Genomic DNA, 12,846 nt, shown 5'->3' on the forward strand with positions numbered 1-12,846 from the left:
CAAAGGAGTGGGTATGCGCTGGAGTGAGGAAGGGTTCAACCATCTACTTCACCTACGTTTGGATTGGGTAAACGGAAGATTTGATGACCAACTCTTCTCCCCCCAATAACTAAATACGCCCGCACCGGTGATGATCGCCACTTTATCCGCTGGTTCTTTCAAGGTTTCATCCCTCCCTGTGATAGCTTCAAATTCGAAGGAATGAGGGATTTATCTTGCCGGGAAGGGAAATTTGCAAAAAGATGTCCTTCCCTATTGCAGTGGGCTTTTGCGGGGAGTAATATATAGTTAATTTCATTGCACCTCATTAAAAGGAGAGTATCAACAGTAAACTATGAAAGTAGCAGTTACCTATAATCTCAAACCGGAAGAAGGTTTCATCGATGGGGGTGATGAACCTCCGGATGCGTATTGTGAGTGCGATGATCCAGCTACTATTGAAGCTGTAGCCGCAGCATTAGCAGCTGAACATGAGGTAGTTTTGGTTGAAGCAAACGAGGAGTGTTTTGCACGTTTAAGAGATTGCCATCCTGATTTTGTTTTCAATATGGCCGAGGGCCTCTATGGCCTGAGCAGGGAAAGCCATCTGCCTGCCATACTAGAAATGTTGCGTATTCCTTATACCGGTTCGGCTCCGTTAGCCTTGGCCGTATCCTTAGATAAGGGTATGTGTAAAGCGGTGCTAAAGGATGCCGGCCTTCCGATACCCGCCGGATTCCTAATTGAAAACGAGTCACAATTGCCTATCACCGCGGAATATCCTATGATTGTCAAACCAACTATGGAGGGCTCTTCTAAGGGAATCACCAATGATTCCTTGGTATACACCGATGAACAGCTGACCCAGCAGGTGCAGCGTGTTCTAGGCATGTACCATCAGCCAGTCTTAGTGGAAGAGTTTCTTCCTGGTCGTGAGTTCACTGTGGCCTTACTTGGAAACGGTGCAGATGTGCAGGTGCTTCCCATAGTGGAGATTCTTTTGGGTAATCTACCGAAGGCTGCAAACCCAATATATTCCTTCGAAGCTAAGTGGGTGTGGGATTCGGCAGCATCGCCCTTGGAGATGTTTGAGTGTCCAGCTAACATCAGTGAAGCCCTGCGAATGCGCATCGAGGAGATCTGCAAGAGGGCCTTTCACACCTTAGGATGTCGAGATTGGTGTCGTATTGACGTGCGGTTAGACGCGCAGGGAGATCCAAGAATCCTAGAGGTCAATCCTTTACCTGGGATCTTGCCTAATCCAGAACAGAACTCCTGTTTCCCAAAGGCAGCCCGGGCCTTTGGCCTATCCTATGATCAGTTGATCCGTACGGTGTTGAGAGCCGCATTAAAACGTACAGGGATGTCTATGTAAAGCTAAGGGTGAAAGAAGGGGATGTGCCATGGAAATTTGGCAATCAATTCTACGGCAGAGTATTCAAAGCGCAGACAAATTGGCGGAGCATCTGCCGATTGATACCGAAGAGGTAGCGCGTACTATTAGGACCTATCCGATGCGGATTAATGCCTATTACCTAAGTCTGATCAAGGAAGAGTCTGATCCAATCTGGCGACAAGCGATTCCTGATTCTAGGGAACTCATAGATGAATCGGGTTTTGAAGATCCCTTGATGGAGGAGCGGGATAGCCCGGTGGTTAATCTAACCCATCGCTACCCGGATCGGGTGCTGCTTCTAGTCAGTAGCGAATGTGCCATGTACTGCCGGTTTTGCACACGGAAACGTAAGGTGGGGACGAATCTACGAGTAACCGATGAGACGATCAGACAGGGCCTTGAATATATTCAAGGACATCGGGAGATACGGGATGTGATTCTATCCGGCGGAGATCCCTTGTTGCTAAGTGACGATCGACTAGAGGAGATTATAGGTAGGGTACGGGCCATCAAGCATGTGGAGATCATCCGGATTGGCAGTCGGGTGCCGTGTACCTTACCCCAACGGATAACCCCTGCTTTGACGAGGATGCTAAAGAAGTATCACCCATTGTATGTAAACGTTCACTTCAATCACCCCAGGGAATTAACCGAAGAGGCCAAGGCAGCCCTAAATAGGTTAGCCGATGCGGGTATCCCCTTAGGTAATCAATCGGTATTGCTTCGGGGAGTGAATGACCGGGTGGATATTCTAAGAGAGCTCTTCTGCAAGCTTTTAGCCGTGCGGGTTAAGCCCTATTACCTGTATTTAGCCGATGCGGTCCGCGGAGCCGGTCATTTCCGCACCAGTCTGTCTTGTGGGACCCAGATTATGCGGGAGATTCAAGGAGCTATATCTGGCATGGCGGTTCCGACCTTTGTGGTGGATACACCCGGAGGTGGGGGCAAGGTGCCCGTAGGCCCTAACCACGTTTTGTCCAAGGGAGAAGAAGAATTTGTGTTGACCAATTACCGTGGCCAGATTCTAAAATGCCCGGAGCCATAGGCGTATCCATAAAATGCTATTTACAGTAAGACCCGCTTCTTGGTTAGTTTGTGCTTCCAGGAATCGGGTTTTTTCATCCACAGGCAGGGAACAAATACCACAAGAGAGAAATAATAGTCTAAGCATGGGCAAGCAGCAGGATTCATCCATTCACCGGTGATCACAGGTGAATAGATTATTAATGGGTTTCTGGGCAGACCATCACCACGTTTTGGTCGTTGCCTCTTGACAAACAAAAGTTTAGGGCATATACTATTAGTAATAGTTATCATTACCAATAGTAGTTCCAGATGACTATACCAAACCAAAGGAGGCGTTATATCAATGGATATGCAAAAACAGTGTTGCCCGGAGGAAGTAGTTCAGCGCTTACCGAGATTAGGTGCACCAGCCCCGGAATTCGAGGCGGTGACTACCCAAGGGCCGGTAAAACTGACAGATTACCGAGGGAGTTGGCTTGTCTTGTTCTCCCACCCTGCTGATTTTACGCCCGTATGTACCACTGAGTTTGTTGGCTTTACTGAGATTGCCAATGAGCTACAGGAGCTAAACTGCAAACTGCTTGGTCTTAGCATTGATAGTCTGTTCTCCCATATTGCGTGGTTACGTAATATTGAAGAGAAAATGGGGGTGAAGGTTCCCTTCCCCGTGATTGCAGATCTTAGTCAAGAAGTCTCGCGGAAATACGGTATGGTTATGGAGGACCTATCGGATACAGAAGCGGCGCGGTGTGTGTTTGTGATTGATCCGGATGGCATTGTCCAGGCAATGATTTACTACCCGATGTCTACGGGAAGAAACATGGCCGAAATTGTACGGCTAGTAAAAGCATTGCAGACTTCTGCCAAACATAAGGTGGCTACCCCGGCTAATTGGCAACCAAAGGATCCAGTGATTGTACCTCCACCAAGGACCCAGGTTGATGCAGAGAAACGGTTGAACGAAGGGTATGACTGCAAAGACTGGTATCTGTGCAAGAAGACGATCTAGGAGTTCCCTGTCAGTCTGCAGAAATTCAGAATTCCCAGGACTTGACATGGAAGATTAGGAAAGGCTATGATATAGTTCCACTTTTCATCCACGAACCAAGGTTCGGGGATGAAAAGTGGTCAAGTGATGGCATTGGTCCGGGGGATACAGGGACCAACATTTGGAGCGCTTGGGTGGAGCCTTCGTGGTGGCTAGAGTTGAATAACCCAAAGCATCATGTAGTGGTATTGTTAAAAAGGAGAATCTAAGATGGCTAAAGATATATTCTCAGCAATCAAGGTGAGCGATCATGTCTGGTGGGTTGGTGCCGTAGATTGGAATATCCGGGATTTTCACGGGTATTCAACGGACCAGGGCAGTACATATAACGCTTATTTGATCTTAGCCGATAAGGTCACCCTAGTAGATACGGTGAAGGCTTCCTTCAAGGATGAGCTTCTGGCCCGCATTTCCTCAGTTATTGATCCTAGGAAGATTGATTACATTATCTCCAATCACGCAGAGCCGGATCATGCTGGTTGTCTTGCTGAGGTGGCGGCGGTTGTGCAGCCGGAGAAGATCTTTGCCTCCAAAATGGGTGTTAAGAACCTTAAGGCTCATTTCCATCAGGATCTAAACCTTGTGCCTGTGGCAAGTGGTGAGGAGCTATCCTTAGGCAATCTGACGGTGCAGTTTTTAGAGACCCGGATGTTGCATTGGCCCGACAGCATGTTTACTTATCTGGTGGATGAGGGTATTCTATTTACAAGTGATGCCTTTGGCATGCATCTAGCAGGTAGTGCTCGCTTCGACGATGAAGTGGACCATTGGGAATATGAAGCGGCAAAATACTATGCTAACATTTTGCTTCCCTATTCGGGGCTGGTCACTAAGTTGTTGGATCAGGTGGACCAAATGGCATTACCGATCAAGGTGCTTGCCCCGGATCATGGCTTTATTTGGCGAGAAGACCTGCAAAGGATTCAGTCCCTGTACCGGCGGTGGGCAAAACAGGCCCCCACCAACAAAGTGATTGTTACCTATGATTCGATGTGGGGAAGCACCGCCAAGATGGCCACAGCGATCATGGAAGGATTACGGGCCGGCGGCGCCGTCATAAAGGTGATGGATCTTAAGGTGAGTCATCGTAGTGATGTGGTTACTGAGCTGCTGGAGGCCGGAGGGTTAATTGTCGGTTCTTCGACACTGAATAACGGCATTTTGCCGAGAGTAGCAGATTTCCTGACCTATTTGCGGGGTTTGAGGCCTAAGAACCTGCTTACCTTAGCCTTTGGTTCCTATGGTTGGAGTGGGGAGTCCGTGGGCAAAATTGAAGAGGAGCTTTCAGGTATGGGTCTAGCCCCAGTGGATGAGGGCATCAAGTCGTTGTTTGTGCCCGATCAGGATGTTTTAGGTGCTTGCTTTGATGCCGGCAAAGGGTTTGCAGCCCGTCTACAACAGACCATCAATGAGGGGGAGGAACTAGCATGAAAAAGTTTGTGTGCACGATTTGTGGTTATGTTTATGATCCACAGGAGGGTGATCCGGATAACGGTGTGGAGCCGGGAACAAGTTTCGAGGCTTTGCCCGATGATTGGACGTGTCCTTTGTGTGGGGCAGGGAAGGATGAGTTTGAGCTAGAGGAGTAATGGCGACCTTCTGCAAAGAAAGGGGGAGGCTGCAATCCTGCAGCCAAAAGACCATGGACAAACACGCACTTTACCAACTGAGTTACGGTCTGTATATTGTCTGCAGCAAGGCGGACAAGGCAATTAATGGCCAGATTGCTAATACAGGTTTTCAGATTACGGCAGAACCGGCCTGTATTGCCGTGGCGCTCAATAAGGAGAACTACACCCATTCCATAATTGAAGAAAGTGGCCTGTTTACCCTGTCCGTTCTTTCCACAGAAGCCCCCATGGAACTAATTGCCAACTTTGGCTTTCGTTCGGGAAAAGAAGTGGACAAGTTCGCCGGAGTGAATTACAGACTGAACTCGGCGGGGGTACCGTATGTGTTAGACCATACCCTCGGTCGGCTGGATGTCAAGCTCATCGGGCAGCATGATTATTACACCCATACCATCTTTGTGGGCGAGTTGACCGATGCCCAGGTGTTTGCTGAGGGGACCCCGATGACCTATGCCTATTACCATGCGGTCAAGAAGGGTAGTGCTCCAAAGACTGCACCTACCTATCGGGAGCCTGAGGAAAAATCAGCTGGGGCCTATCGATGTACCGTATGTGGGTACATTTACGATCCGCAAGTGGGGGATCCCGACGGGAATATCCCTCCGGGAACGGCCTTCGCTGACCTGCCCGATGATTGGGTATGTCCGATCTGCAAGGCAGCAAAGGAGTTATTTGAATCAGTAGCTTGATCGAAAGCCCAGCGTAGATGGTTCTACACTGGGCTTCGTTACACAAGGACGATGGTGGAATGGGTGGCAGAGCCATGGTGCCTGGTTCCCTTGTTGCTTTTCGCAAATAGAGATTCAATGTGTGTTCATCTAGAAAAGGCTGAGTTGTTCCGGCGGGTTCCTGCTCGGAAACTCATTGATATACGTAAATATTTCGCCCACATCGCACATCACATCTTGCATATGGCATTCCCCATGAAATATCCGCATCAGCTCTTCTTCGTTGTCGCTCTTGCATTCGTATGAGTACCCGTATTGCAGCATGTATTTTCGTTTGAGGCCCGGGAAATGGCGGTCCAGGGCAGCATAGAAGTACTCTCGGTCGCCATCACGCAGTGTAACGCCCATACCGAAACACAAGATGCCTTTTACTCCTGCGTCGAAGCAATAGTCCAGTATGCCGCGTAGGTTTTCCTCGGTATCATTGATAAACGGAATTAGAGGGGCGAACCATACGACGGTTGGAATTCCAGCGTCGCTTAGGATTTTCAGTGTCTCATGTCGCTCTTTCGTTGTGCAGACATTGGGCTCGATGATCCGGCAAAGGCTTTCATCGTAGGTGGTCAGCGTCATCTGTACGATGCATTTTGCTTTTTCCTTTATGCTTTGAAGTAAATCAAGGTCGCGCAGTATTCGGTTGGATTTCGTCTGTATTGCCAGCCCGAAACCGTAGCGGTCGATGATTTCAAGGCATTTGCGGGTCATTTCGAGCTCTTGTTCGCAGTGCATGTACGGATCGCACATCGCGCCGGTGCTGATCATACACTTCTTTCGTTTTCGACGCAGTGCATCCTCAAGGAGCTTCGGCGCGTTTATCTTGACTTCAATGTCCTCGAAGTCGTGCTTCATCTGGTAACATGTACTCCTTGAGTCACAGTAGATACAGCCGTGGGTGCAACCACGGTATATGTTCATTGCGTTATGTGCGGATAGTATTCTTTTGGCTGCAGCGTAATGCATAATATTAAGTCCTCTGCAATCTCTAAGGTTTGCTCCCATTTCCATACCCTCTGTGGCTTTGCCAGATAGACAGCTTGTTTTTGCTCATAGGCATCAGACAGGGTTTATCCGAGGAGGGCAACACTAGGCTATTCTCAAAAAGCAACCCCGGGGTACTTGTGCCGAAGCAAACCCTCCCGCAGATCGAGGCTGATTGCCGTCTCTTCTTGTGCGACAGGCTAATGTTCCTGGCTCCACTCTTTCTTTATTCTCTCATAATTGGCATACAAAGCAAGTCTAGTCACGGCAGGGCAGCCGCAGAGTTTTGCTTCTCTTGCATATACGGTCAACCCTGCTATGGAGCAAAAAACTTGGTGTACATGGTTTTTCACTGAGCATCTTCTACACAAGACCCAAAAGACGTACTGTCTGGGCGACAATGAAACAGATGATGATCCCTGTTAGGGTGGGTACCAAACAGGAGATCCAGGTCCATTTCCAACTTTGGGTTTCTTTGCGAATGGTAAGTAGTGTAGTACCGCAGGGAAAGTGATTCAGGCAAAACAGCATGGTGCAAAGGGCTGTGAGCCAAGTCCAGCCGTTTGCAACGAAAAGTTGTTGAATTTCCATAAGACTATCTAGTTCCAGTAGGGCACCAGTGGACATGTAGCTCATGATAATGATGGGGATGACAATCTCATTAGCGGGGAATCCAAGGATAAAGGCCGTGAGAATATACCCATCAAGACCGATGAGATGGGCGAAGGGTTGCAGAAAACCTGCAAGATGGTCCAAAAGACTCAGATCAGAGACGATGGTGTTTGCCAATAGCCAGATGATCACCCCAGCTGGGGCGGCGACCACTACTGCGCGGGCTAAGACAAAGAGAGTGCGATCAAGTAGGGAACGAACTAGGATCTTGCCCACCTGGGGTTTTCGATAGGGTGGTAGTTCTAGAGTGAAGGAAGAGGGGAGTCCCTTAAGGACCGTTTTGGACAGTACTTTAGAGATAAACAGGGTAATCAGGACGGAGAGGACAACCATGGCTAAGACCCAAACGGTGGCCGTGGTGGAGCGGAAGATGCCGCCGGCAAGAAAGATGCTAGCCAGTACGATTAACGTGGGAAATCGACCGTTACAAGGCACGAAGTTGTTGGTGATGATCCCAATGAGCCGTTCCCGGGGGGAGTCGATGATCCGACAGCTGATGACCCCGGCAGCATTGCATCCAAATCCCATGCACATGGTTAGGGCTTGCTTTCCGTGGGCGCAGGCCCTCTTGAAGAAGTTGTCTAAGTTGAAGGCCACCCGGGGTAGGTATCCGAGATCCTCAAGTAGGGTGAATAGGGGGAAGAAAATGGCCATGGGGGGAAGCATCACAGATATGACCCAAGCCAGGGTGCGGAACATACCTAGGATGAAGATCCCTTGAAACCAAGGGGGTGCCCCTACATTTTGTGTAAAAACGGTCAACTGTTCTTCCAACCAGGAAAATCCGTCTGCCAACAACTTTGAAGGGTAATTTGCCCCTTCAATAGTGAGCCAGAAGACGATACCTAATAGTCCAATCATAATTGGAATGCCGAACTTGCGGGATGTGAGTATTCCGTCTATCCTTCGATCGAGCAGGTCGTAATCGTGTTTTTTGAAGGTCACAACAAGCCGTGCGATAGACTCGGCTTCTTTGACTAACACACTTACTATCTGTTCCCGCAGCTTCTCGGTGTTGTAACCGATGCTTTCGAGGTATTCCTGTGTGCTATGCCACTGTGTTGTCAGCGTGTGGTCTTCAAGGAGGTCTTGGCCCAAGTATTGGGCTAGCGAGGCAAAAATGTCTCCGCCACCCTCAAGGAGTCTTAGGGTCATCCAACGGGCATTGATCCTGTTTCCCACTAATGCCTCTACCGACGGTTGCAGTATGTCTACGGCTTTCTCGATCTCTTCGCCATAGTCAAGTAATACAGGATGGGGCTTATTATGCCGGTTAATCACTTCTGCGATCGCCCCTTTTAGTTCCGCTAATCCTACTCCGCTGCGGGCCACGGTGCCAATGACAGGTACTTTGAGGATTTTTGATAACTTCATTAGGTTGACGGATATTTGCTTACGTTTGGCCTCGTCTATGAGATTAACACAGACAACTACGTTCGGGGTGATTTCAAGGATTTGGAGTACTAGGTTAAGATTTCGTTCCAAACAGGTGGCGTCAGTAACTACTACCGTGGTGTGGGGAGCTCCGAAGCAGATGAAATCCCTGGCGACTTCCTCCTCCACTGAGTTGGCAGCCAATGAATAGGTGCCGGGTAGATCAACGAGGAGATACTCTTCTCCCTGGTAGGTATAGCTACCTTGAGCATTAGTTACGGTTTTGCCAGGCCAGTTGCCTGTATGCTGTTTTAACCCAGTCAGACTATTGAACACGGTACTTTTCCCCGTATTAGGATTTCCCGCTAGGGCGATCACCAGATCCTCCGGTGTCGCCTTAACTTCAAACATTTCCCTTAGGGCACCAATACCCGTTGAGCTACTTGTCAAACCCATTACTGGTCAAACTCCCTTCCAACAATATGTCTTTCGTCTTTTCTCCGGAGCTTGCCGGGGTGCTTGCGGGAACAGTCTAGTCCCATCCGGAGCATGAGCATCTAGGGCTAAACCTCTCCTTAGGCTTCTACAATTATCTTTGATGCTTCCTCTGAACGTAGGGCGATTACCGCACCACGGATCTGGTATGCGGTGGGATCGCCTGAAGGACTGCGCCGGATTGCTTCTACTCTTGTTCCTTCGATTAAACCTAGATCCAATAATCTTCTGCGCGCATTGCCACCCCCCAGTAGCGTTCTGACCTCTCCCAGACCACCCATCGGTACCATGTGCAAAGGCATGGTCTTTCGTCCATTTCCATTGGCTTGGTCCATGATGAATCCTCCTCTTAAGTGATAATCCCCACCAAGTTAGTCATAAGTTAGAGGTGAGCAAATCTTTTTCCTACGGCTAATATATGAGGGAGAGGTCCAATGTGTTCAACTTTGGAGGGTGGTCCCATGGGTAATGGAAACTTCAGGACTTTTCGCGGCTACCAACTAGAAAAACAGGATCGAATGCTGCTTACCCCAAGTATGGAGGACTATCTGGAGATGATCTATCGGATTCATCTTGAGGAGGGGTATGTACGGATTAACCAACTTGCAGAGAAGCTTAACGTGAGGGCATCTTCGGCGACCCGGACGGTGCAACGGCTTGCCGAAAGGGGATTAGTGGACTATGAGAAATACGAGGTTATTCAGCTAACCAAGAGGGGGGAGAGGGTGGGCGAGTTTCTTTTAAAGCGCCACCTGCTCGTCCAGGAATTCTTGGAGAATATTGGGGTGAAAGATACAATACTTAAGGATACAGAAATGATTGAGCACAATATTAGCGATAGTGCCCTACAGGCGATCAAGATCTTTAACAATTTCCTAAACGACAACCCGGACATTCTGCAAAAGTACGTAGATTACCGTAAAAGGGCGCAACAGAAAGACACCTGAGCTGACTCCGGATATATCAAAAAAGCAACCTCGCAACTCAGGTTGCTAAGCCATTCCACGGCAAATACGCCTAGACCATCAGGGACGAGGCGCTATCCGAAGGAATACTTAACAGGCATCTTGTACCGTGGACATTGGCGGCGATGGCGGAAGAAACTCCACCATCCAAATTCAGGGCATCATATGCTCTGATGTGAAGGAGGTACCCCGCAAGAAGGGGTAGTGGCCTCCCGACGCTAGGGTCCCCTCGGCCGTCAACCACCACAATGACTAGTTTTGTTCCCTCTTCGTTGAGGCCTACAGCAGGCCGGGGATGTCGGGCGGAGGAGGGCCCAACGCACACAAAGCCGCGCTTAACTAGTACTTCTTTGCCAGAGATTATTTTCGTAAGCTCATTCCAGGGTACCCGCGAGCTTGAGAGGAGAAAGGGAGTTGGGGCTAGTAGCCACTTTACTTGAACTTGGTCGCCTATGGTCAACTTCTCAAGCTCTTGGGTCTTGCTATTTGTTCCAGCCCAAAGAAGCGTTCCCTCGGGGATGGGGATCGAAGAGCCATCCTTTCTTACATCAACCACTGTTCCCGTCATGCTGGCCCAGTCGGAGACACCGTCCGCTTTATGGTGACACTCCACTCTGATTAACACCTCTGTCCGTTTTCCGGGCTAGAGGCGGTCATGTTACAGCAGGGCAGTCCAAGGCCAATTCCTTTGTAATCGCCTTGCCTGTGGGCGTGGTGGCGAGTCCGCCGAGACTTGTCTCCTTAAGCTCCCTTGGCATTTGACGACCGATCTTGGCCATGGTGTCCACAACTTCATCATAGGGTATCACACAGGGAATTCGGGCTAAAGCGAGGTTGGCACTGCTTAGTGCGGCAGCTACACCAGAGGCATTGCGATAGACACATGGGATTTCGACAAGCCCAGCAACCGGGTCGCAGACTAACCCCAGTTGGCATTGCAGGGCGATGGAGGCCGCATTGACTACTAATTCCGGCTCGGACCCAACCATAGCGACTATGGCGGCAGCGGCCATGGCCGAAGCTACCCCGCATTCAGCCTGGCAACCAGCTACTGCACCGTTTAGAGCACAAACGTTGCTAGAGACGATGCCAATACCAGCTGCGGCGAAAACTCCCTCTAGGATGTCGTCTTCACTAAGTTGTCGTTCCTCAGCCAAGCCAAGCACTGCAGCCGGTAATATACCACATGATCCGGCCGTAGGGCAGGCTACAATCCGCCCCATGGTGGCATTCACCTCGGCGACAGCGGTGGCGTAGATTACCATTTTCTCAAAGAGGGGACCACCTAGCAATACACTAGACTGCTTCCCCGAAAGGAGCTTCGCGGCGAAATCTCCCACAATCAGTCCGTGGCCGCGATGCTCACTAAGCCCTTCCTGTACCGATTCTTTCATGACTTTCAGCTGTTCTCGCATCTGATCATACACTGTCTGCAACTCGGTTTCCGTGCGGCAAGCTTCATATTGTGCGACGACGGTGCCAATGGAGAGTTTATTACCCTCGGCTAGCTGTATCAGTTCACGGGCGGTGGTGAAGGTTATTTTATCCATGGGTCTTATCTACTCCTAGCAGTTAGTATGCCTGACCCAGTATATGTCAGGAATGGTACGAATTTCATCAACTACCTGTTGGGGGACGACGGAGTCGGTTTCCACAAAGAGCAGTGCATCAGCCCCCCGCACCTTGCGTATGACCTGCATAGTTGCTATGTTAATACCTGCTTTAGCTAGGCTTCCCGTTACTTTGGCGATTACTCCAGGACTATCGAGATGGCTGGTAAACAAAGCAGGATGCTTACCAGTCCACTTTACCATGAATCCATTGATCGATGTAATCTCGATGCTGCCACCTCCGGTGGAACAACCGGTTATTTCCCGTAGGGTCGTGTTATCGTGAAATAGGAATCTGGCAGTGTTTGGGTGCACTTCTCCTAAGTCCTCTTTACAAATGTGGATGTTCATACTATGGTCTTCGGCGATCTCCAGGGCGTCCTTGATCTGGGGATCTGCCGAGGACATGCCAAGCAAGCCGGCTACAAGAGCGATATCTGTGCGGTGTCCCCGGTAGGTAGCAGCAAAGGAACCGTGCAAAAGGATTGTAACCTCCCGGGGTAGATCACCATACAACATTCTTGCACTTTGGCCTAGGTGAACGGCTCCTGCGGTATGGGAGCTAGATGGTCCTACCATAACAGGACCGACTATGTCAAAAACGCCGATATCCATGACCTGTACTCCTCTCAAAACAGTACTATCTATATTATGAAACGTCTACGGAATCCTGGCCGAAGGCACCATGGTCAATCGAATGCGCGTGGTCATGCTCTTTGTGCTATCAATCTGTCCAAACAGTACAACGGTAGGCTAGGTATTATCTTGAATGCTTATAGTATACATGATCAATTGTACATATCAAACCTACCAAAATGCAAGGTATGAGTCAACGATTCACGGGTACTGGCTCCATCTCCAATTTCTGTAGGTTCAACAGCTGCTAAGCATACCACCTTCGTTGAGTCTGTGCATTAGGTTCGACATACCCCCCGATGATGTCC

The 12,846-nt window shown here is 49.5% G+C and carries 13 protein-coding genes; 7 read left to right on the plus strand and 6 right to left on the minus strand.

Features of this window, described 5'->3' with window-relative positions:
* Positions 1-334: 334 nt before the first annotated feature.
* The 6 genes from M0Q40_11235 to M0Q40_11260 all read left to right on the plus strand — a co-directional run bounded on the left by M0Q40_11235 (position 335) and on the right by M0Q40_11260 (position 5,769).
* Positions 335-1,354, plus strand: coding sequence for an ATP-grasp domain-containing protein (locus M0Q40_11235; protein MCK9223169.1), 1,020 nt, complete (start codon positions 335-337; stop codon positions 1,352-1,354).
* 28 nt (positions 1,355-1,382) lie between these two features.
* Positions 1,383-2,420, plus strand: coding sequence for a KamA family radical SAM protein (locus M0Q40_11240; protein ID MCK9223170.1), 1,038 nt, complete (start codon positions 1,383-1,385; stop codon positions 2,418-2,420).
* Positions 2,421-2,744: 324 nt separating this feature from the next.
* On the plus strand, positions 2,745-3,410 hold the full coding sequence (locus M0Q40_11245) for a peroxiredoxin (protein MCK9223171.1): 666 nt from the start codon (positions 2,745-2,747) through the stop codon (positions 3,408-3,410).
* A 249-nt stretch (positions 3,411-3,659) separates the two neighbouring features.
* On the plus strand, positions 3,660-4,880 hold the full coding sequence (locus M0Q40_11250) for an FprA family A-type flavoprotein (protein ID MCK9223172.1): 1,221 nt from the start codon (positions 3,660-3,662) through the stop codon (positions 4,878-4,880).
* Positions 4,877-5,038 carry a rubredoxin gene (locus M0Q40_11255; GenBank protein ID MCK9223173.1) on the plus strand — a complete coding sequence of 54 codons (162 nt, stop codon included), beginning with the start codon at positions 4,877-4,879 and terminating at the stop codon, positions 5,036-5,038. Before M0Q40_11250 ends, M0Q40_11255 begins: the two co-directional genes overlap by 4 nt.
* A 53-nt stretch (positions 5,039-5,091) precedes the next feature.
* Positions 5,092-5,769 carry a rubredoxin gene (locus M0Q40_11260; GenBank protein ID MCK9223174.1) on the plus strand — a complete coding sequence of 226 codons (678 nt, stop codon included), beginning with the start codon at positions 5,092-5,094 and terminating at the stop codon, positions 5,767-5,769.
* 129 nt (positions 5,770-5,898) lie between these two features.
* On the opposite strand, the gene M0Q40_11265 is transcribed toward M0Q40_11260, so the two are convergent.
* From M0Q40_11265 to M0Q40_11275, 3 genes are all read right to left on the minus strand, one after another.
* Complete coding sequence (locus M0Q40_11265; GenBank protein MCK9223175.1) at positions 5,899-6,768, minus strand: radical SAM protein; 870 nt, start codon at positions 6,766-6,768, stop codon at positions 5,899-5,901.
* A gap of 381 nt (positions 6,769-7,149) precedes the next feature.
* Entirely contained in the window at positions 7,150-9,288 is a 2,139-nt protein-coding gene (gene feoB, locus M0Q40_11270) for a ferrous iron transport protein B (protein MCK9223176.1), read from the minus strand.
* Positions 9,289-9,407: 119 nt separating this feature from the next.
* Positions 9,408-9,617 carry a ferrous iron transport protein A gene (locus M0Q40_11275; GenBank protein ID MCK9223177.1) on the minus strand — a complete coding sequence of 70 codons (210 nt, stop codon included), beginning with the start codon at positions 9,615-9,617 and terminating at the stop codon, positions 9,408-9,410.
* A gap of 171 nt (positions 9,618-9,788) precedes the next feature.
* Here M0Q40_11275 and M0Q40_11280 point away from each other — a divergent pair, with 171 nt between their 5' ends.
* Positions 9,789-10,274 carry a MarR family transcriptional regulator gene (locus M0Q40_11280; GenBank protein ID MCK9223178.1) on the plus strand — a complete coding sequence of 162 codons (486 nt, stop codon included), beginning with the start codon at positions 9,789-9,791 and terminating at the stop codon, positions 10,272-10,274.
* 70 nt (positions 10,275-10,344) lie between these two features.
* Here the strand turns inward: M0Q40_11280 and M0Q40_11285 are convergent, their stop codons facing one another.
* Genes M0Q40_11285 through sdaAB form a run of 3 tightly spaced genes read right to left on the minus strand, consistent with a single transcriptional unit; the run spans position 10,345 to position 12,517 of the window.
* On the minus strand, positions 10,345-10,905 hold the full coding sequence (locus M0Q40_11285; protein MCK9223179.1) for a phosphodiester glycosidase family protein: 561 nt from the start codon (positions 10,903-10,905) through the stop codon (positions 10,345-10,347).
* Positions 10,906-10,945: 40 nt separating this feature from the next.
* Entirely contained in the window at positions 10,946-11,842 is an 897-nt protein-coding gene (gene sdaAA / locus M0Q40_11290) for an L-serine ammonia-lyase, iron-sulfur-dependent, subunit alpha (protein ID MCK9223180.1), read from the minus strand.
* A gap of 15 nt (positions 11,843-11,857) precedes the next feature.
* A complete protein-coding gene (gene sdaAB, locus M0Q40_11295) occupies positions 11,858-12,517 on the minus strand; it encodes an L-serine ammonia-lyase, iron-sulfur-dependent subunit beta (GenBank protein ID MCK9223181.1) in 660 nt (219 codons plus the stop codon).
* Positions 12,518-12,846 lie beyond the last annotated feature (329 nt).

Source organism: Limnochordia bacterium, from assembly GCA_023230925.1.
Lineage (GTDB): Bacteria > Bacillota > Limnochordia > DUMW01 > DUMW01 > JALNWK01.

Excerpts from the sequence above, each read along its gene's own strand:
- M0Q40_11235 (MCK9223169.1), top strand. The coding sequence starts at position 335 with ATGAAAGTAGCAGTTACCTATAATCTCAAACCGGAAGAAGGTTTCATC.
- M0Q40_11240 (MCK9223170.1), top strand. The coding sequence starts at position 1,383 with ATGGAAATTTGGCAATCAATTCTACGGCAGAGTATTCAAAGCGCAGAC.
- M0Q40_11245 (MCK9223171.1), top strand. The coding sequence starts at position 2,745 with ATGGATATGCAAAAACAGTGTTGCCCGGAGGAAGTAGTTCAGCGCTTA.
- M0Q40_11250 (MCK9223172.1), top strand. The coding sequence starts at position 3,660 with ATGGCTAAAGATATATTCTCAGCAATCAAGGTGAGCGATCATGTCTGG.
- M0Q40_11255 (MCK9223173.1), top strand. The coding sequence starts at position 4,877 with ATGAAAAAGTTTGTGTGCACGATTTGTGGTTATGTTTATGATCCACAG.
- M0Q40_11260 (MCK9223174.1), top strand. The coding sequence starts at position 5,092 with ATGGACAAACACGCACTTTACCAACTGAGTTACGGTCTGTATATTGTC.
- M0Q40_11265 (MCK9223175.1), bottom strand. The coding sequence starts at position 6,768 with ATGCATTACGCTGCAGCCAAAAGAATACTATCCGCACATAACGCAATG.
- feoB (MCK9223176.1), bottom strand. The coding sequence starts at position 9,288 with ATGGGTTTGACAAGTAGCTCAACGGGTATTGGTGCCCTAAGGGAAATG.
- M0Q40_11275 (MCK9223177.1), bottom strand. The coding sequence starts at position 9,617 with ATGGTACCGATGGGTGGTCTGGGAGAGGTCAGAACGCTACTGGGGGGT.
- M0Q40_11280 (MCK9223178.1), top strand. The coding sequence starts at position 9,789 with ATGGGTAATGGAAACTTCAGGACTTTTCGCGGCTACCAACTAGAAAAA.
- sdaAA (MCK9223180.1), bottom strand. The coding sequence starts at position 11,842 with ATGGATAAAATAACCTTCACCACCGCCCGTGAACTGATACAGCTAGCC.
- sdaAB (MCK9223181.1), bottom strand. The coding sequence starts at position 12,517 with ATGGATATCGGCGTTTTTGACATAGTCGGTCCTGTTATGGTAGGACCA.